This is a genomic window from Candidatus Nitrospira neuquenensis (assembly GCF_979578155.1).
In genome coordinates, this window is the sequence record NZ_CEFZDU010000036.1 from 162,264 (window position 1) to 183,941 (window position 21,678).

At 69.8% G+C, this 21,678-nt stretch carries 24 protein-coding genes, 1 tRNA gene and 2 pseudogenes; 10 read left to right on the plus strand and 17 right to left on the minus strand.

The window, feature by feature from the left end:
• Positions 1 to 10 precede the first annotated feature (10 nt).
• A complete protein-coding gene (locus tag AC1U7O_RS14935) occupies positions 11 to 1,417 on the minus strand; it encodes an MmgE/PrpD family protein (RefSeq protein WP_479895635.1) in 1,407 nt (468 codons plus the stop codon).
• A gap of 102 nt (positions 1,418 to 1,519) precedes the next feature.
• Here AC1U7O_RS14935 and AC1U7O_RS14940 point away from each other — a divergent pair, with 102 nt between their 5' ends.
• A complete protein-coding gene (locus AC1U7O_RS14940) occupies positions 1,520 to 2,308 on the plus strand; it encodes an enoyl-CoA hydratase-related protein (protein ID WP_479895636.1) in 789 nt (262 codons plus the stop codon).
• On the plus strand, positions 2,305 to 3,390 hold the full coding sequence (locus AC1U7O_RS14945; protein WP_479895637.1) for an AI-2E family transporter: 1,086 nt from the start codon (positions 2,305 to 2,307) through the stop codon (positions 3,388 to 3,390). Before AC1U7O_RS14940 ends, AC1U7O_RS14945 begins: the two co-directional genes overlap by 4 nt.
• 18 nt (positions 3,391 to 3,408) lie before the next feature.
• On the opposite strand, the gene AC1U7O_RS14950 is transcribed toward AC1U7O_RS14945, so the two are convergent.
• Entirely contained in the window at positions 3,409 to 4,578 is a 1,170-nt protein-coding gene (locus AC1U7O_RS14950) for a 5-(carboxyamino)imidazole ribonucleotide synthase (RefSeq protein ID WP_479895638.1), read from the minus strand.
• A gap of 1 nt (position 4,579) precedes the next feature.
• Positions 4,580 to 5,140, minus strand: coding sequence for a 5-(carboxyamino)imidazole ribonucleotide mutase (gene purE / locus AC1U7O_RS14955; RefSeq protein WP_479895639.1), 561 nt, complete (start codon positions 5,138 to 5,140; stop codon positions 4,580 to 4,582).
• A 169-nt stretch (positions 5,141 to 5,309) separates the two neighbouring features.
• Here purE and AC1U7O_RS14960 point away from each other — a divergent pair, with 169 nt between their 5' ends.
• From AC1U7O_RS14960 to AC1U7O_RS14975, 4 genes are all read left to right on the plus strand, one after another.
• A complete protein-coding gene (locus AC1U7O_RS14960) occupies positions 5,310 to 6,749 on the plus strand; it encodes an HlyD family secretion protein (RefSeq protein ID WP_479895640.1) in 1,440 nt (479 codons plus the stop codon).
• A 103-nt stretch (positions 6,750 to 6,852) separates the two neighbouring features.
• The gene (locus AC1U7O_RS14965; protein WP_479895641.1) at positions 6,853 to 8,334 is read left to right on the plus strand and encodes a TolC family protein; all 1,482 of its coding nucleotides are present in this window, start codon (positions 6,853 to 6,855) and stop codon (positions 8,332 to 8,334) included.
• An 85-nt stretch (positions 8,335 to 8,419) separates the two neighbouring features.
• Complete coding sequence (locus AC1U7O_RS14970) at positions 8,420 to 10,093, plus strand: ATP-binding cassette domain-containing protein (protein WP_479895642.1); 1,674 nt, start codon at positions 8,420 to 8,422, stop codon at positions 10,091 to 10,093.
• A 58-nt stretch (positions 10,094 to 10,151) separates the two neighbouring features.
• Positions 10,152 to 10,940 (plus strand): MCP four helix bundle domain-containing protein, encoded by a 789-nt coding sequence (locus AC1U7O_RS14975; protein ID WP_479895643.1) that lies wholly within the window; start codon positions 10,152 to 10,154, stop codon positions 10,938 to 10,940.
• On the opposite strand, the gene AC1U7O_RS14980 is transcribed toward AC1U7O_RS14975, so the two are convergent.
• The 12 genes and pseudogenes from AC1U7O_RS14980 to AC1U7O_RS15035 form a co-directional block, all read right to left on the minus strand.
• Positions 10,937 to 11,650 carry a pseudouridine synthase gene (locus AC1U7O_RS14980; protein WP_479895669.1) on the minus strand — a complete coding sequence of 238 codons (714 nt, stop codon included), beginning with the start codon at positions 11,648 to 11,650 and terminating at the stop codon, positions 10,937 to 10,939. The genes AC1U7O_RS14975 and AC1U7O_RS14980 overlap by 4 nt on opposite strands.
• Before the next feature lie 8 nt (positions 11,651 to 11,658).
• Entirely contained in the window at positions 11,659 to 12,594 is a 936-nt protein-coding gene (gene speB / locus AC1U7O_RS14985) for an agmatinase (protein ID WP_479895644.1), read from the minus strand.
• A 4-nt stretch (positions 12,595 to 12,598) separates the two neighbouring features.
• Positions 12,599 to 13,177, minus strand: coding sequence for a pyruvoyl-dependent arginine decarboxylase (locus AC1U7O_RS14990; RefSeq protein ID WP_479895645.1), 579 nt, complete (start codon positions 13,175 to 13,177; stop codon positions 12,599 to 12,601).
• A 244-nt stretch (positions 13,178 to 13,421) separates the two neighbouring features.
• Complete coding sequence (locus AC1U7O_RS14995) at positions 13,422 to 14,861, minus strand: aldehyde dehydrogenase family protein (RefSeq protein ID WP_479895646.1); 1,440 nt, start codon at positions 14,859 to 14,861, stop codon at positions 13,422 to 13,424.
• Positions 14,862 to 14,872: 11 nt separating this feature from the next.
• A complete protein-coding gene (locus AC1U7O_RS15000) occupies positions 14,873 to 15,169 on the minus strand; it encodes a hypothetical protein (RefSeq protein ID WP_479895647.1) in 297 nt (98 codons plus the stop codon).
• A 75-nt stretch (positions 15,170 to 15,244) separates the two neighbouring features.
• Entirely contained in the window at positions 15,245 to 15,919 is a 675-nt protein-coding gene (locus AC1U7O_RS15005; RefSeq protein WP_479895648.1) for a DsbA family protein, read from the minus strand.
• A gap of 5 nt (positions 15,920 to 15,924) precedes the next feature.
• Complete coding sequence (locus AC1U7O_RS15010; RefSeq protein WP_479895649.1) at positions 15,925 to 16,299, minus strand: peptide chain release factor-like protein; 375 nt, start codon at positions 16,297 to 16,299, stop codon at positions 15,925 to 15,927.
• Positions 16,300 to 16,346: 47 nt separating this feature from the next.
• Positions 16,347 to 17,462, minus strand: a complete 1,116-nt coding sequence (locus tag AC1U7O_RS15015; protein ID WP_479895650.1) for a deoxyhypusine synthase family protein — start codon at positions 17,460 to 17,462, stop codon at positions 16,347 to 16,349.
• Between the two features lie 112 nt (positions 17,463 to 17,574).
• A complete protein-coding gene (locus AC1U7O_RS15020; protein WP_479895651.1) occupies positions 17,575 to 17,952 on the minus strand; it encodes a Na-translocating system protein MpsC family protein in 378 nt (125 codons plus the stop codon).
• 130 nt (positions 17,953 to 18,082) lie between these two features.
• Positions 18,083 to 18,223: pseudogene (locus tag AC1U7O_RS15025) on the minus strand (IS3 family transposase); the annotation flags it as partial.
• Between the two features lie 206 nt (positions 18,224 to 18,429).
• Positions 18,430 to 18,630, minus strand: a pseudogene (locus AC1U7O_RS15030) (transposase); the annotation flags it as partial.
• Positions 18,627 to 18,878, minus strand: a complete 252-nt coding sequence (locus AC1U7O_RS15035) for a hypothetical protein (protein WP_479895652.1) — start codon at positions 18,876 to 18,878, stop codon at positions 18,627 to 18,629. The pseudogene AC1U7O_RS15030 and the gene AC1U7O_RS15035, both read right to left, overlap by 4 nt.
• Positions 18,879 to 19,238: 360 nt before the next feature.
• On the opposite strand from AC1U7O_RS15035, the gene AC1U7O_RS15040 reads away from it, so the two are divergent.
• The 4 genes from AC1U7O_RS15040 (at position 19,239) to AC1U7O_RS15055 (ending at position 21,117) form a co-directional block, all read left to right on the plus strand.
• Positions 19,239 to 19,448: a type II toxin-antitoxin system VapB family antitoxin gene (locus AC1U7O_RS15040; protein ID WP_479895653.1), complete on the plus strand. Its 210-nt coding sequence runs from the start codon at positions 19,239 to 19,241 to the stop codon at positions 19,446 to 19,448.
• Entirely contained in the window at positions 19,445 to 19,840 is a 396-nt protein-coding gene (vapC, locus tag AC1U7O_RS15045; protein ID WP_479895655.1) for a type II toxin-antitoxin system VapC family toxin, read from the plus strand. Before AC1U7O_RS15040 ends, vapC begins: the two co-directional genes overlap by 4 nt.
• A 104-nt stretch (positions 19,841 to 19,944) precedes the next feature.
• On the plus strand, positions 19,945 to 20,454 hold the full coding sequence (locus AC1U7O_RS15050) for a transposase (RefSeq protein ID WP_479895656.1): 510 nt from the start codon (positions 19,945 to 19,947) through the stop codon (positions 20,452 to 20,454).
• 159 nt (positions 20,455 to 20,613) lie between these two features.
• On the plus strand, positions 20,614 to 21,117 hold the full coding sequence (locus AC1U7O_RS15055) for a recombinase family protein (RefSeq protein WP_479895657.1): 504 nt from the start codon (positions 20,614 to 20,616) through the stop codon (positions 21,115 to 21,117).
• Positions 21,118 to 21,139: 22 nt separating this feature from the next.
• Here the strand turns inward: AC1U7O_RS15055 and AC1U7O_RS15060 are convergent, their stop codons facing one another.
• Both AC1U7O_RS15060 and AC1U7O_RS15065 read right to left on the minus strand, forming a co-directional pair.
• On the minus strand, positions 21,140 to 21,283 hold the full coding sequence (locus AC1U7O_RS15060) for a hypothetical protein (RefSeq protein WP_479895658.1): 144 nt from the start codon (positions 21,281 to 21,283) through the stop codon (positions 21,140 to 21,142).
• 144 nt (positions 21,284 to 21,427) lie between these two features.
• A tRNA-Glu gene (locus AC1U7O_RS15065) sits at positions 21,428 to 21,505 on the minus strand.
• Positions 21,506 to 21,678 lie beyond the last annotated feature (173 nt).

The window sequence follows — 21,678 nt, forward strand, 5'->3', positions numbered from 1 at the left end:
ACCAGCCGCCTCAGATGGTTCGACCTGCAATCTTGAGCAGCCCGGCCAGTTCGCCGACATCCTTGGATCGCTCCATCCGCCAGACCCACTCGATCACCCGGCCGGCCCGCCGGCGGTCCAGCCTGCCGGCGGCGAGCGCCCGGAATTTTTCCTCCACCTCGCGGTCCGACATCGGATTGCGCGGGTGGCCGAGGGGATAGTCCACCTGCTTGACGTATTCCTTGCCCGCCGCGGTCCGGACGGCGACCCGCGTCGGCATGGCCTGCGGGTACCAGCCGGCGAAATCCGGCAGCTCCACGACCCGCACCTTCTCCATGAGGTCCCGGACCGCCGCGCGGCGGAGCCGCGCCGGCGCGAAGGACGCCGCCGTCACGGCCCCGTCCAGGAGCGTCGTCGCGACGCAGTAGGGAAAGCTGTGGTCGGCGGTCTCCCGCGTGGCCGGACGCCACTTCTCGGGGTCGCGCCCGATGATCTCGATCGCCACGTCGTAGCTCCCGACCTCGATGTCGACGATCTCCGTCAACGCCCCCTTCCCCTCGGCCTTGAGCAGCTCGTCGCGGACGACGAGCGCCGCCTCGACCGCGGTCTGGGCGTGGTACTCGACCGGATAGTGCTTGATGTAGGTGTCGAGGACCTTGAACGGCACGGCGGCGCGTCCGGGACCGGCGCGCTCGCCGCCGAAGGCCGGCAGCTCGAAGGGGCCGGAGACCAACCTCATGAAGCCCTTCTCGCCCTCGAAGACGGGCGAGGGGCCGGTCATGCCCTCGCGGGCGAGCATCGCGGCGAAGAGGCCGTTGCGGGCGGCGTTCGAGAAGGCGCACGCCTTCCACATGGACACCTCGCCCACCCGCGTCTGCCGGAGCGCCACGTTCGCGACGGCCGCCAGGTTCACGGCCTGGACGGTCTGCGCGCGCGGGAGCCCCCAGACCTTCGCCGCGCCGAGCGCCGCGCTGATCGGTCCGTAGGTGACGTGGTCCCACCCGCGCGGCCGCAGCGCCGCCGCGTCGCAGAGCCGGCAGTGCGCCTCGTAGGCGAGCACCAGGGCCTCGATCGCCCGCCGGCCGGAGGCGCGGGCCGCCTCGGCCGCCGCCAGCACCGCGGCGAGGTTGTCCGAGGGATGGGCGGGCTCCTTCGAGAGGTAGGTGTCGTTGAAGTCCAGGTACCGGACGAGCGCGCCGTTGGCGAAGGCGGCCAGGTCCGGCGTCGTCCGGTCGGACGTGCCCCAGAGCGTCGCGCCGCTGGCCGTCCGCACGGAGGCCGCCAGGCGGCGGGCGATGCGGCAGGGCGGCGCGTCCCAGGCGGCGAGGGCGCAGCCCAGGCTGTCCAGCACCCGGCGCTTGACCTCGTGGGCGACGTCCGCGGGTAGCCGCGCGAAGGAGAGCCCCTGTGCGTAGTCGGCCAGACGGTGAGCGATCACGGCGGGGCACCTCGACGCGAAAATTCTACCATTCCCGCCATGACGGGGGAATGCAATTCTGCTAGGATGCCCCCGCGCATTCGAACCAGGGGGGAACAGCCCATGCCGTACCGGCGATATGCGTTCGTCAAGGTTTCGACCGAGGAGCGGATCGCGACGGTCACGTTGGACAACCCGCCGGTCAACCTGCTCGGCACGGCCGTGCTGGCCGAGCTGGATCGGCTGTTCAGCGAGCTGGAGGGAGACTCCGAGGTGCGGGTCGTCATCCTGACGGCCGTGGGGCGGTTCTTCTGCCCGGGCGCGGACATCAAGGACCTCGCCGCGCTGGAGGCCACCTACCAGGGCTTCGAGTTCTCCATGCACGGCCAGGCCCTGCTCAACCGGATCGAGCGGTTCGACAAGCCGGTCATCGCGGCGCTCAACGGCTCCTGCTTCGGCGGGGGGCTGGAGCTGGCGATGGCCTGCCACATGCGCGTGGCCGCCTCGGGGATCGCGCTGGGGCTCCCGGAGATCAACCTGGGGCTGATCCCCGGCTTCGGCGGCACCCAGCGGCTTCAGCGGATCATCGGCCCCTCCCGCGCCGCCGAGATGATCCTGACCGGCGCCAGCGTCACGTCGGAGGAGGCGCGGGCGCTGGGGCTGGTGAACCGGGTCGTCCCGGCCGACCAGGTCACGGCGCAGGCGCGGGCCCTGGCCGCGATCATCACGAGCAAGGGCCGGCTCGCCACGCAGGCGGCGCTGCGGGCGATCCGCACCGGCCTCGACAGCCCGCTGGCCGAGGGGCTCGCGCGGGAGGCCGAGCTGTTCGGCGAGCTCTGCGAGACGGCGGACAAGAAGGAAGGCACCGCGGCCTTCCTGGAGAAACGCAAGGCGGTCTTCTCCGACCAATGACCCGCCGCCAGCTCTTCACCTTCTGCTTCTTCGCCGCCTTCGCCCTGCTGCTGTCGCAGATCGGGCTGATCTTCCAACCCTTCGTGCTCCCCGTCCTCTGGGCTCTGCTCCTCGCGCACCTGGCCCTGCCCGTGCACCGGCGGCTCGCGCACGCCCTGGGCGGCCGCGAGTCGGCCGCGGCTGGGCTGCTGACCGCGGCGATCATGGCCCTGGGCGTGGTGCCGGTGGCCGTCCTCAGCCTGATGCTCGTCCGCGAGGCCGGTTCGGCCTACGCGGCGATGGACGAATGGATCCGGGCGGGCGGCGTCCAGCGGCTGATGGCGGAGCTCGGGACCGGCTCGATCGCCGGCATCAGGATCCCCAAGCCCCTGGCCCAGGCCGCGCTGGCGCAGGACAAGCTGGAGGCCTTCCTGCTCCAGAGCGCCAGGACGCTCAGCGAGTTCGTCGTGGCGGAGGTCGCGGGCTTCGTCACGAACGCCTTCCGCCTCGGAGCGGACTTCCTCGTCATGATCTTCACCCTCTTCTTCCTGTTCCGGGACGGCCCGCGGCTCTACGAGTCGCTGTACGCGGTGATCCCGCTGGAGGACGGCCACAAGGCACGGATCTTCACCAAGCTGGACCAGACGCTGCGGGCGGTGGTCAAGGGCGTGCTGCTGACGGCCGTGGTGCAGGGGTTGCTCGCCGGCGCCGCCTACGCCATGCTGGACGTGCCCTTCCCGGGATTCCTTACGGCCGTCACCATGGCGCTCGCTCCCCTGCCCTTCGGCGGCACCGCGCTCGTCTGGGTGCCCGTCTCGCTCTACCTCTACTGGGCCGCGCCGCTGTGGCAGGCATTGGCGATGGCGGCCTGGGGCGTGGGCGTGGTCACGCTGGCGGACAACATCCTCAAGCCCATGCTGATCGGCAAGGAGGCGCAGATCCCGGTCCTCGCGCTGTTCTTCAGCATCCTGGGCGGGCTCGCGGTGTACGGCGTGATCGGCATGTTCCTCGGCCCGATCTTCGTCGCCCTGCTCCTGACGGCCGTGCAGATCTACCAGGACGAGTACCTGCCGCGCGACGAGCCGAGCCCGCCGAAGACCTGAGGCTCCCCCGACGCCCCTTCAAGCCGGTCGATGGCCGAGCACCCTGCGGAAGGCGGTCGCCGCCTCCCAGGCCTCGTCGGCCTTCTCGGCGAGGAAGGTCACGTGCCCCATCTTGCGGCCGGGCCGGATCGCGGCCTTGCCGTACACGTGCAGCGCGGCGCCCGGCCGGCCCAGGAGCGCCGCCAGGCCCTCGCCGGTCGTGGCGCGCGTGAGGTCCTCCCCCAGCAAGTTCAGCATGACGGCGGAGCTGAGCAGGCGGACCTCGCCGAGCGGCAGGCCGCAGACCGCGCGCACCTGCTGCTCGAACTGGGAGACGGTGCAGGCGTCCAGCGTGTAGTGCCCCGAGTTGTGCGGGCGCGGCGCGACCTCGTTGACGAACAGCCGGCCGTCGGCCATCAAGAACAGCTCGACGCACAGCACGCCCACCGCATCCAGGGCCTCGACCACGGAGAGGGCCAGCGCCTCCGCCCGCCCCGCCGTCCCCGCCTCCACGGCGGCGGGGACGCGCGTCAGCCGCAGGATGCCCCCTTCATGGAGGTTGCTCACGGCGGGATAGACGCGATGGCCCCCGTCCACGCCCCGCGCGACCAGGACGGACAGCTCCTGCTGGAACGGGAGGAATCGCTCCAGCACCCACTCGCTGTGCCCCGGGCTTCGCGGCTGAACGAACAGCCGGTCCGCCAACGCCGCCACGTCGTCCGCCCCGTCCAGTCGCCACTGTCCCTTGCCGTCGTAGCCGGAGGTCGCGGTCTTGCAGAGGCAGGGGAACCCCAATTCCTCGACGGCGCGCAGGTCGGGCGGCTCTCGGAGGGGACGGAAGGGCGCGACGGGAATGCCCCGTCCGGCGAGGAAGGTCTTCTGGGTCAGGCGATTCTGGAGGAGCTGCAGCACCCTGGCGGAGGGCCTGACGGGCAGGACCCGCTCCAGGGCCTCGGGGGCCGCGACCGGGACGTTCTCCCATTCGTAGGTGACGGCCCGCGCCGCGGCGGTCAGCAGCCGGACGGGCTCCGGGTCGGTGAAGGCCGCGCAGACCGCCCGATCCGCGAGCCGGAGCGCCGGCGCGTCGGGGTCCGGGTCCCACACGGCGACGCGATACCCGAGCCGCTTGGCGGCCGCCGCGAACATGGCGCCGAGCTGGCCGCCGCCCAGCACGGCCACCATCGCGCCGGGCTCGATCCGATCCGCCATGCTAGCCGCCTCGTCGGCCCCGGCGGCCCGACGCCCGCTGCCGCTCCGGGGAGGAGGCGACGGCCGCCTCGGTCTGGGCGCGGCGGAAGGCGATCAACCGATCGCGGACGAGCGGGAACCGGCCGGCGAGGATCTGCGCCGCGAGGAGCCCCGCGTTTTCGCCGCCGCCGATCGCCACGGTCGCCACCGGCACGCCGCGCGGCATCTGGACGATCGAGAGGAGGGAATCCAGCCCCCGAAGGTTCTCGGTCGGGATGGGCACGCCGATGACCGGCAGGTGCGTCTTGGCGGCCAGCATCCCCGGCAGATGGGCGGCGCCCCCGGCCCCGGCGATGATGACCTCGATCCCGCGGTCCGGCGCCTCCTCGGCGTACTGGAACAGCCGGTCCGGCGTGCGGTGGGCGGAGACGACCAACAGCTCGCTGCGCACGCCCAGCTCCGTCAGGACCGCCACGGCCTTCTCCAAGACCGGGAAGTCCGTCCGGCTGCCGCCCACCACCCCCACCAGCGGCGGGTTTGAAGCCGCGAGCTTCCCCGCCCTCGTCGCCCGTCTTCCCCCCATGCCGCCTCCCGCTCTCCTGGTCGCCCCCCGCCCCGGCGCGCCCACTGTAGTCGGTCTCCCCCGGAGCGTCAAGGCCGCGGCCGGACGCCCCGGCGGTCCCGGACGAATTTGACCACGTTGTCAAAATCTTCTATCATGCGGGGAAGCGCACGTCCGCGCGGAGGCACCGGTGCCGCAGCGTATCCAGGAGACCATCAAGGGGAAGGTCCGGTCGCTGGTCTTCCATCCCACGGGAATGGAGGATATCGAGGTGGACGATTTCGCCGCCTCGATGCAGCTCCGAGCCTGGGAGTTGGTGCGCATCCCTCAGTATCTGCGCACCTACGGCCGGACGGCCGTCAAGCTGCTGCTGTTCTTCTTCCTGCTCGTTGCCTTCGTGCCCTGGACCCAGACCATCACCGCCACCGGCCAGCTCTCGGCCTACACGCCCTACGAGCGCCCCCAGGACATCGAGGCCCAGATCACCGGCCGCCTCAAGAAATGGCACGTCTACGAGGGCGCGCGGGTCAAGCAGGGCGACCTCATACTGGAGCTGGACGACGTGGACCCCATGTACATGGCGCCAGACCTGCTCGTCCAGTTGGAGCAGCGCAAGCTCGCCCTGGAGCAGACCCGCAAGGCGGCCCTGGACCGCGCCGATCAATTGGAAAAACGGATCGCGGAGATGCAGAACCTCGTCAAGGCCGCCGTCCCCTCCGCCGGCGCCCGGGTGCAGGAAGCCGAGAACAAGGTCCGCGAGGCCGAACAGAAGGTCTCCGCCGCGCGGATCGCCGTGGACACGGCCAACCTCAACGTGGACCGGAACCGCCAACTCGCGGAGCACGGGCTCGTCTCCCAGCGCGAGCTGGAGCTGTCGATCCAGGCGGCGATCGGGACCAAGGCCGAGTTACAGGCGGCGGAGGCGAATCTGAAAGCGGCGCACCAGTCCATGCGGGCCTTGAGCTTCGGCCGCGACCAGGTCAAGGCCGAAGTGCTGCAGCGGCTCCTCGACGCCGAGGCCGCGCGGGCGGGGGCGTTTGCGGAAGCCGCGCGCGCGGCGGACCAGCTCGCCGACGTCTCGCTGCGCCTGTCCAACGCGACCCAGCGCCGGATCGCCAGCCGCGTGCTGGCGCCCATCGACGGGACCGTCGTGCGCATGGCCCAGGTGGGCGCGGGGGAGACCGTGCGGCAGGGCGATCGTCTGGTGCGCGTGTCGCCCACCAGCGCGGACAAGGCGGTCGAGCTCGTCGCGGACGGCCTCGACGCGCCCCTGCTGAACCCCGGCCGCAAGGTGCGCCTGCTCTTCTACGGCATCCCGGCCATTCCGCTGCCGGCCTGGCCGGAGCTGATGGCGGGCACCTTCGGCGGCGTCATCAAGGTCGTGGACCAGGTGGACGACGGGAAGGGGAATTTCCGCTTCTGGGTCGTGCCCGACCCGAACGAGCGGCCGTGGCCGGACCAGGCGCATGTCCGCCAGGGCACCAAGGTCATGGGCTGGGTCATCCTGAACCGGGTCCCGCTGTGGTACGAGCTCTGGCGCCGCTTCAACCTGTTCCCGCCCGATTATCAGGAGGGGCCGCCGAGCCTGCTGGACACGCTGCTGCCCAGGGCAGGACGCAGCACGAAGTGACGCCGCACGGTCCGGCGCCGCGCGCCTGGCGCCCCGTCGATCCGGTCGAGACGCGCGGCGCCGGCCGCGCCGGAGAGGCAGGATTCGCGAAAGGAGTGCACCCATGATGCGGACGCTCACATCCGTCCTGCGCCCGGCCCTGGTCGCCGGCCTGCTGTTCGGCGGCCTCCCGCCGGCCTTCGCCGCGGAATCCACCCCGCCGACGCTGGCGGCGATTCCCCTGACGCTGACGGAGGTCCTGGAGCAGATCGACCGCGCCCACCCCCTGCTCCAGGGCTCCGGCACGGAGAAGATCGTCGCCAAGGGCAAGCTGCTCAAGGCCCTCGGCCAGTTCGAGCCGCAGGCCGTCATCGACAACGAGATCGAGCGGTTCATCCCCTCCGGCCAGACGGAGACGAAGACCGCCGGCTTCAGCGACTACTTCGTGGACCTGCGCGACCCCTCCGGGATCAGGGGCATGGCGGGCTATCGGCTGGCCGTCGGCGCGGACGCCAAGATCCCCGACCTGAAGATCGGCACCAACCAGCAGTTGCTCCTGGGCGCCAGCGTGCCGCTGCTCCGCGGCCTGCTGACCAACCCGGAGAACGCCGAGCTGCAGCGGTCCGGCCTGGCCGACCCCAAGGCGGACGTCCAGATCGCCCAGACGCGGCAGGACCTCTTTCTGGCCGGGGCGAGCCAGTACTGGGACTGGGTCGCGGCGGTCAAGCTCATGGACGTCCAGCGGCGCGCGCTGAAGGTCGCGGAGGACCGCCTCAAGCAGATCGAAGGCCGCGCCAAGGCCGGCGCGGTGGCCCCCCTCGACGTGGTGGAAGCCAACCAGGAGGTGCAGCGCCGCAAGGAGATCCTGATCGCCGCCACGCGCCTGGTGGAACAGGAGCAGTACAAGCTCTCGATGTTCCTCTGGAACGGCCAGGAACCGGTCCGCCCCAAGACGGACCGGGCGCCGGACTTTCCCAAGGAGAGCGAGCCGCCGGCGCCCGAGACCGTGGAGGCGGACAAGGTCGCGGCCAAGCGCGCGCGGCCGGAGATCAAGGAGGTCGAGATCGAGGCGTTGATCAACAACATCGACCTGGAGCTCGCGAAGAACAACCTCCTGCCGAGCCTGGACGCGGAGGCCGCCCCGGCCCGAAACCCCGAGAAGTTCGTCCTCGGCCTGGGCTACCGGTTCGGCGTCGAGCTGCGGGTGCCGATCTTCCAGCGGCGGTCGCGCGGCGAGGTCCTGGAGGCGCAGGGCAAGGCCGACAAGCTCGTCCTGCTCCAGCTCTACCGGCAGCAGCAGGCGGTCATGGACGTGGACAACGCGCTCTCGGCCATCGAGCGGGCGAAGCAGCGGATCGTCGCCGCCGCGGACGCGCTCCGCATGGCCAAGACGCTGGAGGAGGGCGAGCGCTTCCGCTTCAACCTCGGGGCGACCAGCGTCCTGTTCGTCAACATCCGGGAGCGGAACGCGGTGGATTCCGAGAATCAGCTCATCCGGGCCCGCGCGGACTACCAGAAGGCGCTGGCCCTGTACCAGTGGGCCATCGGCGCCTGGGCGGGGACGCCGACGCCCGTGGTCCCGGTCACGTACAAGCAGCGGCCCTGACCGCCCGGAGCTCGGCGCCGGCCGAGCGATGAGGTGAATCCCGCCGGGCGCCGACAGGGCGGCCGTCCGGCGTGAAACGAACGGCATGTACCAGCACAGACCCCCGCAAGATTCCCCCGCCGGGCTCATGCGGGACACGATCGGGCGCATCGGGCTGCTCCTCCGCCTCGAGAAGCGGATTCTCGCCCTGATCGTCTCCTACGCCCTGACCATCGGCCTGTTCTCCCTGATCGTCCCCTTGACGGTCCAGGAGTTGGTCAACACCTTCGCCTTCGCGATCCAGCCGATCATGGTCGTGACGCTGGTCAGCATCATGGCCGTGACCCTGCTCTTCATCGGCGCCCTCAAGATCCTGCAGAGCCGGTCGGTGGAGATCCTGATCCAGCGACTGTACACCCGGATCGCGCTGGCCCTGACCAAGGAGCTGCCGCGCTTCAAGGATGAGACCTTCTCCCCCTCCTACGTGAACTACTTCAACGAGTCGGAGTTCCTGCTGCGGGCCATCGTGGCGATGCTGGTGGACCTGATCAACGTCGGAATCGGCGGCGTCGTCGGCATGACGATGCTCGTCTTCTACCATCCCTATTTCCTGCTCTTCAACATGGTCCTGTTGGCCGGGTTCCTGACCGCCGTCACGACGCTCAGCCAGGGCGGGCTGCGGGTCACGATGCGGGTGAACGACCTGCACTACCAGCTCCTGAACTGGATGCAGAACATCGGCAACAACCTCCTGCACTTCAAGGCGACCCAGAGCACGCCGCTCCTGCTCAAGAAAACCGACCAGCTCGTGCACGCCTACGTGTCGGCCCGGAAGAAGCGCTCGGACATCCTCCACCGCCAGCTCAAGGGCTCGTTCGTCGTCCAGGCGCTGGGGCACAGCGCCCTGATCGGCATCGCCGGCTGGCTGCTGTCCATCGGGCAGATCACGCTGGGCCAGTTCGTCGCGGCGGAGGTCATCGTCGGCTCGCTGCTGCTGAACTTCGAGACGGTGGCGCGCCGCGTCTACGCGATGTTCTACGTCTTCACGTCCCTGTCCGAGCTGTCGTCGCTGCTGGCCCTGCCGAAGGACGCCGAGGCGACCAAGCAGACCGTCCCCCTGCCCGACCCGACCGTGCACGGCCTCCACCTGAGCTGCCGGGACCTCATGTTCGCCTACCCGAACTCCCCGCCGATCTTCCAGAACTTCAACCTGGAGGTCGCGCCGGGCGAGAAGGTGGCGATCTTCTCCAACACGAGCACGGGCAAGACGACGCTCGCGCGGGTCCTGGCGGGTCTGTACGTCCCCACCGGCGGCGTGATCCGCTACAACGGCGTGGACGTGCGGGACCTCGACCTGGCGTCCTTGAACACCTGCCGCGGCCTGGTGCTGGACTCGCAGCTCTCGCTGTTCGAGGGCACGCTCGAGGAGAACATCACGTTGGAGCGGCCGGGGATCACCTACGACGACCTGCGCTGGGCCATCCGGTTCGTCGAGATGGAGGAGGAGGTGGACGCGCTCCCGCTGGGGATCAAGCAGCCGGTCTGGGCGAGGGGCAAGGCCTTCACGACGAGCCAGGTGCTGCGGCTCCTGGTGGCCAGGGCCATCGTGGCCCGGCCGCAGTTGCTGATCCTCGACGGCACGCTGCACAGCATGCCGCAGATGACCCGCGAGACCATCCTGCGCCGGCTCTGCTCCAAGGACGAGCCCTGGTCGGTCATCTTCGTCTCCAACGACCCCAGCCTGAAGGCCCATGTGGACCGGCGGTTGTCGCTGGATTGAGCCGCCCGCGCCGGCCCCCCGCGCCGCCGACCGTCCGCCCGCGACCGAAGGGAGCTGAATGCGCCTCCGCTGGACCATCTCCCTGCCACGGCCGACCGCGAGCCAGATCGTGATGAGCGCCTTCATCCTCGGGCTCGGCCTGATGGGGGCACGGGCCTTGAGCGCCGTGGACCAGGACCTCCGCATCATGTACACGGAGTACACGCTCGCGGCGGCGGACCTGGCCCACATCTCGGCGGACGTCATCCGCTATCGCACGACCGTCATCCGCGCGCTGGAGGCTCCGACCAAGAAGGAATTCGAGCGGATCACCGCGCCCCTGCCCGACCAGCACGCCCGCATCCAGCACGCCGTCGACCGCTACGCCGCCGCCAGCCTCCGCGTGTCCCGCAGCGGCCGCAGCGAGCCAGACGACCTCCGCGCCGTCCGCGAGAGCCTCGATGCTTACTTCTCCGCGGCCAGCCGGACGGTCAAGCTGCTGGTCCAGGCCTGGAACGCGGGGTCGAAGGACGAGGAGGCGGCGCTGCGGCACCAGGCCGAGTTGCACGCCGCCGACAACGCGGGGCCCAAGCTGATCCAGGTGAGCCTCGCCCTCGATCGCCTGCTGGAAACCGTCGCGGAGGTGGCGAAGGACATGCGGGACGAGGGGACCAGGGCGATCCGGGACACCAGCCGGGCCTTGATGGTCGGCAGCGTGCTGATCGGCGTCCTGAACCTGCTGATCCGCCGGACCCGCCCGGCGCCTGAGGCGCAACCCGCCGCGCCGGCGGCGGGGGCCGGTCCCGCCTCGGCCCTCCCGCTCGACACCGACGCCTCCGGTCCCGTCCCCGGCGGCGAACGGGGCTAGCCGGGCTTCCCCTGCTCCGACCGTTCCAGCGCCGCGAACAGCCGCTCCCGCTCCTGCTCGGTCAGCTCCCGCCATTGCCCCGGCGCCAGCCCCTCGATCGTCACGTTCATCACCCGAACCCGGTGCAGCGCCGTGACCCGGTAGCCCAGCGCCCGGCACATGCGCCGGATCTGCCGGTTCCGCCCCTCGGTCAGGATGATCCGGAACTCCCGCGGCCCCGTCCGCCTGACCGTGCAGGGGAGCGTCGGGCGGCCGAGGATCACGACGCCCCGCGCCATCCGGTCCAGGAACTCCCGGTCGAAGGGCCGGTCCACCGAGACGACGTACTCCTTCTCATGGCCGTGCTCCGCACGGAGGATCCGGTTCACGATGTCGCCGTCGTTGGTCAGCAGGATGAGCCCGGAGGAGTCCTTGTCGAGCCGGCCGATGGGGAAGATGCGCTCGGGGTGGCCGATGTAGGCGATGATGTTGTCGGGCACGTCCGGCTCGGTCGTCGTCGTGACGCCGACGGGCTTGTGGAACTTGAGGTAGAGCGGCGGGTTGCCCCAGGGCAGGGCCACGCCGTCCCGCGCGATCACGTCGGCGGGCGTGACGCGGTCGCCGAGGACGGCGACGCGCCCGTTGATCGTCACGCGGCCCTCCGCGACCAGACGGTCGGCCTCGCGCCGCGAGCAGAGCCCCTGGCGGGTGAAGAACTTGTTGATGCGGATGGGAGCGGTCACGCCCGGGCGCGGCCGGCGGCGCGGATGCGGCCCAGGATGCGGTAGATCAGGCGAGCGACCGTGAACTGGGGCGCGACGAACCCCGCCACCGGCGCGATCTCGCTCACGTCCATGCCGACGATCCCCGGCCCCTGCGCCAGCGCGGTGACGAGGGTCAGCGTGTCGTACCAGCCGAGCCCGCCCGGCTCCGGCGTCCCCAGCGCGGGCACGAGCGCGGCGTCCAAGCCGTCGCAGTCGAAGGTGAGGTACACCGGCCCGCGGCAGGCCTTGACGACGTCCGGCACCCAGCTCGACGCCCGGCCGCCGTAGGGCCCGGCAGGGTCCAGGATCTGCGCCGCGAAGAAGGTCGTGATCGTCTTCGTGCGCCCGATCAGGTCGATCTCCTCGGGCGAGATGGACCGGATCCCGACCTGCACGAGCGGCAGCCCGTCGTCCACGACCCGCGCCATCACGCTCGCATGGCTGTAGGGGTTGCCCTGGTAGGCCTCGCGGAGGTCGCCGTGCGCGTCGATCTGGACCACGCAGAGACCGGGGTGCCGGCGTGCGTGCGCCCGGATGGCGCCGAGGGCCCCCGTGTGCTCGCCGGTCAGCGTCAGCACGAAGCGGTCCGGCCGCACGTGGGGGGCCGCGAAGGCTTCGATCGCCTCCACCGCCTCGCGGTTCACCCGGCCGCCCAGGGACAGCGGCGCGGCCGTGGCGATCCCGCCCCACTCGCGGTAGGGCTCCACGCCGAGGGTTTCGTCGTACAGCTCGACCTGCCGGGAGGCTTCGATGATGGCGGAGGGCCCCAAGTCGGAGCCCCGCACGTAGCTGGAGGTGTGCTCGTAGGGGGCGGGCAGGACGACGACCCCGGCCCGGTCGGGGCTGCACCAGGGCTCGTCCAGCCCCAGGAAGTTCCGATCCGCGCCGAGCCAGCCCTCCGGCAGCGCCACGCCCCTACCTCTTCGGCCTGACCTTCTTGGGCAGGTTTTCCGGCGGAATGAACACCGCGAGCGCCACGACCGTCGTCCACCGGTTCGCCTTGCCGATCGCGGACTGGGTGATGTTCATGGTGCGGACGATCTTGCCGCCCATCTTGAACACCTGTTCCCGCTCCTTCCAGGCGGAGTTGGCGTCGAACTCGATGCCCAGCGTCGTTGCGAGCATCTGCGCGGCCAGGTCCTCGGTGTACTCGCCCGCTTCCTCGTCCGTCTCTCCGTAGGCGTGGTGCTCGGACAGGTAGCCATACGTGCGGCGGTCCGTCGGAATCGCCAAGCCGATGGAGGCGGAGATCAGGCGGTTGCGCTCGTTCGTCTCGCTGCGGGCCATGACGCAATAGGTGATCTCCCCGGGCATGAGCAGGCGCTCGCCCCGCTTGCGCGGGAGGATCTTGCAGGAGGGCGGCAGGATCGAGGAGACGCTGACCAGGTTGCAGTATGCGACGCCCGCGCTGCGCAGCGCCTGCTCGAACGACGCCAGCTTTTCCTTGTGCACCCCGACGCCCCTGGTCAAGAACATGTGCGTTGGAACCATCATCCCTCCCTTGGCCGCCAACCACGGCCCACCACGGACCCGCCCTCGCCGCACCGTCTCGGGGTCGCGGACGACGGCTCCCACGATCCGTCCCGGATCGTCCCTGCACCCGCCCGTCCAGGACGTGCACCCGCCGCGTCAGGGTGGCAGTTGTACCAAGTTGAGGGGGTTTCCGCAATATCGCGGACGGGTTTTTTTCAGGGAGGGACCGCCGCAGGGGGCCGGGGCCCATCGGCAGCCGGCAGACTCAGACCTGGTCTATGTCCTTGAGGTTCAGGACGAGCAGCTTGCGCTCGGTCATCTCCTCGATCGCGTAGCGGACGCCCTCGCGACCCAGGCCCGAGTCCTTCACGCCGCCGTAGGGCATGTGGTCCGCCCGGAAGGTGGGAATCTCGTTGGCCAGTACGGCGCCCACCTCGAGGTCCCGGTAGGCGCGGAAGATGCGGGCCGTGTCCCGGGTGAAGACCCCGGCCTGGAGGCCGTAGGCCGAGTCGTTCAGCGCCGCGATCGCCTCGGCGAAGCGCGCGTAGCGCGAGACGGTCACCACGGGGCCGAAGACCTCCCGGCAGGACACCTTCATGGACGGCGACACGTCGGTCAGGACCGTCGGCTCGACCAGCGCGCCGGCCCGCTTCCCGCCCGCGAGCACCCGGGCGCCCTGGGCGGCGGCCTCCGCGACCCACTCCTCGACGCGGCGGGCGGCGGCCTCGTCGATCAGCGGCCCGACCACCGTGCCCTCGTCGGCCGGGTCGCCGGTCTTGAGCGCGGCGACCCGCTCCAGCAGCTCGGCGAGGAACCGGTCGTAGACGGCCTCCTGGACGAAGATCCGCTGGACCGAGATGCAGGTCTGGCCCGCGTAGCCGAAGCCCCCCGCGGCGCAGCGCTGCGCGGCGACCGCGAGGTCGGCGTCCGCCTCCACGATGACGCCGGCGTTGCCGCCCAGCTCCAGCGCCAGGCGTTTCTTGCCGCACTTGGCCTTGAGCATCCAGCCGACCGCCGCGCTGCCGGTGAAGCTGAGCATGGCGATGCGCGGGTCGGCGACCATCCGCTCGGCGACCGCGTTGTCGCAGGGGAGCACGCTGACGGCCCTGGCCGGCAGCCCCGCACCGAGCAGGATCTCCCCCAGCAGCAGCGCGGTCAGCGGCGTCTGGGGCGCCGGTTTGAGCACGAAGGCATTCCCCGCCGCCAGGGCCGGCGCGATCTTGTGGGCCACCAGGTTGAGGGGGAAGTTGAAGGGCGTGATGCCCAGGATGGGGCCGATCGGCTCGCGGCGGACCAGCGCGGCGTAGGGCTCGAAGCCCGGCGCCTGGTCCATCGGAATCAGCTCGCCGCCCAGGCGGCGCGCCTCCTCCGCGCCGGTGGAGAAGGTCCGGACGGCGCGATCTACCTCGCGCCGGGCGTCCGTGATCGGCTTGCCGGCCTCGGCGGTGATGGTCCGCGCCACCTCCTCGCGGCGCGTCCCCAGCGCCTCGGCCACCCGCTGGAGCGCCTCGGCGCGGCGGTAGGCCGGCAGGCGCCGCATCTCGGCGAAGCCGGCGACGGCCTCCCGGATCGCCTCCTCCGCCTCCTCGGGCCCGGCCTGGCAGACCTCGGCGAGCGGCCGGCCGGTGAACGGGTTGACAACGGGCTTGACGGCGGCGGCGGTGCGCCACCGCCCGCCGAGCAGGAAGGGACGGGCTTCGGTCACGCGACGGCTCGCTACGGCCGATCCTCGGGCTCGGGCGCCAGCTCGCCGATCCAGTCGGCGCTCGCGACGGCGGGCGCCGCCACGGGTTCCCGCTGGGCCGCCTCGGCCTTGGCGATCAGCTCCTCCGTGCCCCAGTCCCGGATCGAGTCCAGCGTGAACGCCTCGTAGGTCGAGACGCCGTGGCAGGTGGGACAGTCGGGCATCGGCACCTTGCGGCGATACACCTCGTTCAAACAGGAGAGACACACGAGGAGGTCGGGCTCACCCTCCTCGCACTCGACGGGCCAGAATGTCTGTGATGGTGACATGGATCTCCTCAGGTGGTCCCCGATCCCCGCCGGACGCCCCCAAGCATAGGGGGGGCCGGCCGGAAAATTCAACACTTACCCCTTGCCCTTGCCGGTCCCGGGCTCCGCGAGGAGCCGCTCGATCTGCTTTTGAAACTCCTCGTAGGGAAAGGCCCCGGGAATGGCGACGATGCGGGCGCGGCCGCCGTCGCCGTTCCGGATCAACAGGAAGCCCGGGGTCCCGCGAAAGCCCACGTCCACGGCCTCGTCCCGGTCCTGGAAGATCGCCGCCAGGTGCCGCCGTTCCTCCAAACAGCGGCTGAAGGCTCCCAGGTCGAGGCCGACGGCCTTCGCATGGCGCAGCAGGTCGTCCGGGCCGACCCGCGCGCCGCTGCCGAAGAGCTGGTCGTGCATCGGCCAGTAGCGGCCCTGCCCCCCGGCGCAACGCGCCGCGACCGCCGCGTCCACCCCCGGCCCCTGCTCGGCCCGCGGATAGTCCCGGTACATGAACCGCACGCGGCCCGTGTCCACGTACTGGGCGCGGAGCTTGGGCCAGGTGTCCCGGAAGAATTTCAGGCAGTAGCCGCAGGTGAAGTCGGAATACTCGATGATCGTGATCGGCGCCTTGGGGTTGCCGCGGCTTCGCCCGTCGTCGCGGATGAGCCCGTCGAGTTCGGCGCCGCCCGCGGGCCCCACCGTCAGCAGGAGCGCGAGCGCGGCCGCCGCCGGGCCGACGGCCCCCGGACGTCTCCCTGTCCCCGGCCGTTCCATCCTCTTCAGTCCTCCCCGGCCCGCGGCGCGCCGCGGAGCCGCTTGACCGTCTGACGTCGCTTCTTGGACCGGAGGCGCCGCTCCACCTCGGACCGCGGCACCCGCGTCGGGCGCCGGGGGACGGGCCGGCGATTCAGGGCCTGCAGCCGACGGATGAGCCGCTCGAAGGCCACCTCCCGATTCCGGTGCTGGGACCGCGACTCGGTCGCCGTCACCGTGACGCCCGACGGGGGGTGCGCCAGCCGCACGGCCGAATCGGTGACGTTGCGGTGCTGGCCGCCCGGGCCGCCCGCCCGGTAGGTGTACACGAGGACCTCGCGCTCCAGCGCCGCGCGATCCGTGCTGAAAGGCAGTGTACCAGAGCGTGCTGCGGGTTTCATACGCTCCCGGAGGGGTGCGCGGGAAAAGCTGGCGGCGGCGTGAAGGGTCAGACGGAGTTTTTGCGCGCCTGCGGCACCCGTTCCAGCAGGCCCATCATGAGCAGCGGCCAGACCAGCGTCGCGTCGCTCAACACCTCGGCGAACCGCCCTCCCTCCTCCGGCGGCACGAACTTGCCCCAGGACACCCCCTCCTGGTAGGTGCAGCCGCTCAGCCCGCCCCAGTACTCCGGCTCGGGGCAAATGCGGACGCCGTAGTGGAACCGCGGCGGCTTCACGTTGAGGCCGAGGCGCGTGTTGCCGATCTCCACGTAGGGGGCCACCTGCTGCGCCCAGTTGCGCGGCACGCCGCCGCCGATCGTGAAGATGCCGAGCCGCTTCGCCGAGAGGACCCGGTCGGTGTAGCTGTTCAGGTCCAGATAGGGGTTGAACAACGGATGCCGCCGGCGCAGTTCCCGGAGCACGGATTGGTCGGCCAGGTTGCCCTGCCCCTGGGCCCTGGACCGGGCCCGGTCCAGGTCCTGGGCCATGGCCCAGGTGGCCACGTCGAGCCCCATCTCCGAATCGGTGAAGGCGGGGATGTAGACCGGCACGCCGCGGAGAAAGGCGCTCTTGAGGATGCCGGTCCCGTCATGCTCGTCCACCAGCGTGCGCCCCAACTCCCGCGTCAGCAGCTCGGAGGACAGCACCTGCTCCGGGTTCACCCGCTTGAGCGTCTTGGAGACGATGAACTCGACGTAGTTGAGGTTCGCCTCCATCTCGAGGGTGTCGTAGACGCGGTTGTAGCCCTTCTGGAACAGCTCGACGTCGCACATGTCCGGCGGACGGCGGTAGTGGACCTTCCCGACCGACTCGCTCAAGCCGTGCGCGATCAGCGCGCCGGTGGAAACGACGGCCTGCACCATGCCCCGGTCGATCATGGTGCTGATGATCGTGCCCATCTTGGCGATCGTCATCGCGCCCGACAGCGTCATGACGACGAAGCAGTCGGGGTCCTGGACCATCGCCGTCAGGACCTCAAAGGCCTCCCCCAGGCGGCGCCCGCCGAAGGCCGTCTTGCGCATGGCGACGAGCAGGTCGGCGAAGGAGCGAACCCGCTCCGGGTCGAGGGGCTCCAGCGGCTCGAGGCCGTCCTGGGCGCCGTCGTGGAATTCGCGCGGTGACATCGTGGGTCTTCCCGGGGGCGTCCCGTCGAATGGTCCCGTTACTTATACACAAGCGGTTCCAACGCGTCAATTCCGGCGGGGCGCGGCCGATGGCGCAGGGGATCGGGAGAATCTACTTGAAGGCGGCTTCGAGGTCGCGCTCCAGGGTGAAGACGAAGACCCGTTCGCCGATCGCGGTGTCGATGTCCGTGTAGAGCGCGGTCACCTCCACGCCGGTGAGTTCGCGCAGTTGCTCGCAGAGCTTCTCCCGCCCCTGGGCGATGAGGGTCTGGCGGAGACGTTTGACCATCTCCACGCCCTCCGGCGTCTTGGCCAGTTGCCGCTCCGCCGCGGTGAGCACTCCCTTCAGCCGGATGAGGACCATATCGCGCACGAGGAAGGCGCGCACGTCGTCGGGGCCGCGGCCCATAAACTCCTGCTCGAACTTGATGACGGCGTTGCGGATGGCCGCCTCCACCTCGCCCCTGGTGCGCCCGTCCTTGTTGGACATCCCGCCCCCTCCCCCGCGGACATGGGGCGTCATTATAGGAGCCGCGGGGGGCTCCGGACAATCGTTTTCGCTCGGGCGGCCCCGGCGCCGGCCCCCGATGCAGGGCGATGTGCTTCCGCCGGCGCACCCGCATGCGGAGCGGCAAGCCTTTCCGTCGGTAGAGGCGCCGGACCCGCTTGCGATTCACCGGCCAGCCCTCACGCCGCAGCAGCCCCCAGATCCCCTGATAGCCAAAGCGCGGGCGGGCATGGGCCAGATCGCGAATCCGCATCCGGAGGGCTGATTGGTCCTTCGCCCGACGGCGTCGATACCAGGAGGCCCGGCCGCACTGCGCCAAGCGACCGGCCCGCGCACAGCTGACCTGAAACGTCCCGTGAAACCAGTGGGCGAGTTCCCGGCGGCGGGCGGGCCTCGGACTTTGTTTCGTAGCGCCTCCGACGGCAGGGGCTTGTCGAGCGTGAGATCCGCCACCAGCCGCTTGAGCCGGCCGTTCTCCTCTTCGAGTTGGCGGAGCCGGCGCAGTTCGCTCACGCCCATGTGCGCGTACTTTTTCTTCCACGCAGAGAACGTGGCCTCACTGACCCCGAGCTGCCGGCAGACATCGCCGACGGGACTGCCGGCTTCCACCTGGCGGAGCGCAACGGCGACTGGCTCTTCGGACAATCGCGAGCGCTTCATCGGTCCACTCCTGTCGTGGCGGACCACCGAAGCCGCGAGCGTGCTCTCGTCCAGGCGACCGTGCTGGATCGGTCAATCCCCGAGAGGCCTTTCAGCGAGGAATGCTGCAGATGCCGGACACCGATACGGGAGGCGTCCCAGCCGACGATGATGGTCGAGGCGATGAGCGCCACGACGCCCATCCCGTTCTGGCCCGCCAGGAAGCCCAGCAGGCCGACGGCATAGGCCAGCCAGCCGAGCACCGGCAAGGCCCAACTGGGAGGCTCGTATTCGGGGGTCGGGCTTGTCGCCGTCGCCGCTTGAGGCCTTCCGCCGCCTCCCGACAGGGCGGCTCCGCAACGTTGGCAAAACAAGGCTTGATTGTCATCGGTCACGCCGCAGCGTGTGCAGAACATCGGATGCCCCCTTGGCTGGTCGTGAACGGCTCTCGGGCGAACGGGCACGAGTGCCCGCCCTGTTGCCGCCGACGACGCTACCACGGGGATGCGACAGAATAGGTCGCCCGGGCCGCTGAAGGACGTTGCAGGCTTCCGCCCACCCCTTTGGGCTTGTCTCTCCACCTTAGGAGGTGTATAGTTCAACAATCCATACACATCGGAGACGAGGCAATGCGCACGAACATCGTCATTGATGACCGCTTGATCCGGCGGGCCATGCGGGCCTCACGGCTCAAGACGAAGCGAGCCGTCGTTGAGGCCGGGTTGAAGCTCCTGGTTCAGGTCCACGGGCAGGCGACCATCCGTCAGTTGCGCGGCCGGGTCGCCTGGACCGGCGACCTCGACGAAATGCGGAGCGGGCGCGTTCAGGCCATTTCATGACCATCGTGGACACGACGGTCTGGGTTGATTACCTGCGTGGCCGCGCGACCTCGCAGACCGAGTGGCTGGATGAACACCTCCAACTCGAACGCCTCGGGTTGACCGATCTTATTCTCTGCGAAGTGCTCCAGGGAGTCGTGGACCGTCAACGGGTTCAGACGGTCCTGCGGGAGTTGCTCAAATTTGAGGTGTACGCGACGGGAGGGGGTACGCTCGCCGTTGCGGCGGCAGGGCACTACCGGAGACTCCGATCCGAGGGCTACACGGTCCGGCGCACCATTGACTGCCTGATTGCCACCTTCTGCCTCCAACGCGGTCATACTCTGCTCCACAATGATCGCGACTTTGACCCCTTTGAGCGGGTACTCGGGCTTTCCGTCATCCATCCCTGACTCGACCGATCCAGTCCGCTAGCAGGATGTTGAAAAACTCCCTTGACTTGCCATGACTACGTATTGGCACCGTGCAGCCGTTCACCCGACCAGGAGGGAGCACGATGCGCGGTGAGCTGACCGATCAGCAGGCCATGTTCAGCTCTGTGTCCCCGGAAGCCCGAGTGCCAGCCACCCATCCCTTGCGCGCAATCACGGTCAAGGCCGATGAGGTGCTGGCGACGCTGGAGCGGACCTTTGACACGATGGACAGCCACACCGGACGGCCATCGATTCCCCCGGAGCGGTTGCTGAAAAGCGAGCTGCTGATCGCGCTGTTCTCCATCCGAAGCCATCGGCTCTTCTGCGAGGAGCTCAACGACAATATCCTGCTCCGCTGGTTTCTGGACATGAGTCTCGATGAGCCGGGCTTCGATCACAGTACCTTCGGCCAGAACAGCGAGCGGCTGCTCCAGCACGAGGTGGCCCGGCGCTTCTGTGATGCCGTGGTCACGGCCGCCCGCAGCATTCGGCCTATCTCGTCGGCACGGCCTACAACCTGCTGCGGCTCTGTCGGCTGCGCGCCCGGACCGGCGAGGCCTGAGCGGAGCCGGGGGGCTTGCCCATGGGACTGACCACACAGACCGGAATCCAGAGAGCCACGCAGGGCATCTGGATGACGCGGAGAGTCCGGCTCACCCCTGAAATCGACCAGTGTCGGTAAATTTTTCAACATCCTGCTAGCTGAGTCCAACCGCAGGAATGGACGAGATCGGTTCCTTCGGGCTCCTCCATTGCGATTCAGGAGGAAGTCACATGCCGCACCGAAGTTTTTCCTTTACGCCCGCAAGTCCACCGACGAGGACGACCGGCAGATCCTGTCCATCGAAAGCCAGCTCGCGGAGCTCCGAGAGTTTGCCCAGAAGGAGCGGCTCACCATCGCCCAGGAATTCACCGAGTCCATGTCGGCCAAGGTTCCGGGCCGTCCCGTCTTCAACCGGATAATCGAGTTGGCCGAGGGCGATGGCTCCGTGGGCCTCCTCGCCGGCACCCGGACCGCTTGGCCCGGAACTCGGTGGACGGTGGGCGGATCGTCTTTCTGTTGGACACGGGCAAACTCTCGCCGCTCGGCTCTGGCAGGCCGTTCAAACCGCCTCCCTGCCCGGTGCCTGGGTGGAGCCCATGCTGAGGCAGATCGAAGAGTGGAAGCACACAGAAGCTCCGGCGTCGGGCGCTGCCGCTCAACCACTGAAAGAGAAGCTCGCCGCGCTGGAGACGAAGCTCGATCGGCTGCTTGACGCTCACCTGGAGGGGCTCATCTCACGGGAGGAGTACGCCAAGCGAAAGGAAAAGCTGCTGCTGGAGAAGTCCTCGGTCGCGGCGCGGCTCGCGGCGGTTGAGCGGCAGGGGAATCACTGGCTCGAACCGCTGGCGCGGTTCGTCCGCGCGGTTCACCAGGCCCATGCCGTGGCTTCCACGGACAATCTGGGCTCGCTCAAGGAGTGGACGATCCGGATTGGCTCGAACCTTCGGCTGGCGGGCCGAACCGTGCGGCTCGATTATGAAAACGCCTGGCGGCTCGTGGCCGCCAGGGGCCGAAATGATAATTGGTGGTCCCAACGGGATTCGAACCCGTGTTTGAGCCTTGAGAGGGCTCCGTCCTAGGCCAGGCTAGACGATGGGACCACCCGGTCTTTGCGTTGGTTGGATCATGTCCGTGCGGCGGGCGTCGGCCGGCCGACGCCACGGAAAGAGGCGAAACCCTACCACAGCCCGCGCAGCGATTGCAATCCGCCGACGAAGATCCCTGTCAAGCCATTTGGAAATCTTACCCTGGAGTGATTCGTTGCGTCATTTCT

Excerpts from the sequence above, each read along its gene's own strand:
- AC1U7O_RS14965 (WP_479895641.1), top strand. The coding sequence starts at position 6,853 with ATGATGCGGACGCTCACATCCGTCCTGCGCCCGGCCCTGGTCGCCGGC.
- purE (WP_479895639.1), bottom strand. The coding sequence starts at position 5,140 with ATGGGGGGAAGACGGGCGACGAGGGCGGGGAAGCTCGCGGCTTCAAAC.
- AC1U7O_RS15000 (WP_479895647.1), bottom strand. The coding sequence starts at position 15,169 with ATGTCACCATCACAGACATTCTGGCCCGTCGAGTGCGAGGAGGGTGAG.
- AC1U7O_RS15060 (WP_479895658.1), bottom strand. The coding sequence starts at position 21,283 with ATGGGCCTGGTGAACCGCGCGGACGAACCGCGCCAGCGGTTCGAGCCA.
- AC1U7O_RS14940 (WP_479895636.1), top strand. The coding sequence starts at position 1,520 with ATGCCGTACCGGCGATATGCGTTCGTCAAGGTTTCGACCGAGGAGCGG.
- AC1U7O_RS15015 (WP_479895650.1), bottom strand. The coding sequence starts at position 17,462 with ATGTCACCGCGCGAATTCCACGACGGCGCCCAGGACGGCCTCGAGCCG.
- AC1U7O_RS15050 (WP_479895656.1), top strand. The coding sequence starts at position 19,945 with ATGCGCGGTGAGCTGACCGATCAGCAGGCCATGTTCAGCTCTGTGTCC.
- AC1U7O_RS14970 (WP_479895642.1), top strand. The coding sequence starts at position 8,420 with ATGTACCAGCACAGACCCCCGCAAGATTCCCCCGCCGGGCTCATGCGG.
- vapC (WP_479895655.1), top strand. The coding sequence starts at position 19,445 with ATGACCATCGTGGACACGACGGTCTGGGTTGATTACCTGCGTGGCCGC.
- AC1U7O_RS15010 (WP_479895649.1), bottom strand. The coding sequence starts at position 16,299 with ATGAAACCCGCAGCACGCTCTGGTACACTGCCTTTCAGCACGGATCGC.
- AC1U7O_RS14945 (WP_479895637.1), top strand. The coding sequence starts at position 2,305 with ATGACCCGCCGCCAGCTCTTCACCTTCTGCTTCTTCGCCGCCTTCGCC.
- AC1U7O_RS15040 (WP_479895653.1), top strand. The coding sequence starts at position 19,239 with ATGCGCACGAACATCGTCATTGATGACCGCTTGATCCGGCGGGCCATG.
- AC1U7O_RS15020 (WP_479895651.1), bottom strand. The coding sequence starts at position 17,952 with ATGTCCAACAAGGACGGGCGCACCAGGGGCGAGGTGGAGGCGGCCATC.
- AC1U7O_RS15005 (WP_479895648.1), bottom strand. The coding sequence starts at position 15,919 with ATGGAACGGCCGGGGACAGGGAGACGTCCGGGGGCCGTCGGCCCGGCG.
- AC1U7O_RS14975 (WP_479895643.1), top strand. The coding sequence starts at position 10,152 with ATGCGCCTCCGCTGGACCATCTCCCTGCCACGGCCGACCGCGAGCCAG.
- AC1U7O_RS14950 (WP_479895638.1), bottom strand. The coding sequence starts at position 4,578 with ATGGCGGATCGGATCGAGCCCGGCGCGATGGTGGCCGTGCTGGGCGGC.
- AC1U7O_RS14990 (WP_479895645.1), bottom strand. The coding sequence starts at position 13,177 with ATGATGGTTCCAACGCACATGTTCTTGACCAGGGGCGTCGGGGTGCAC.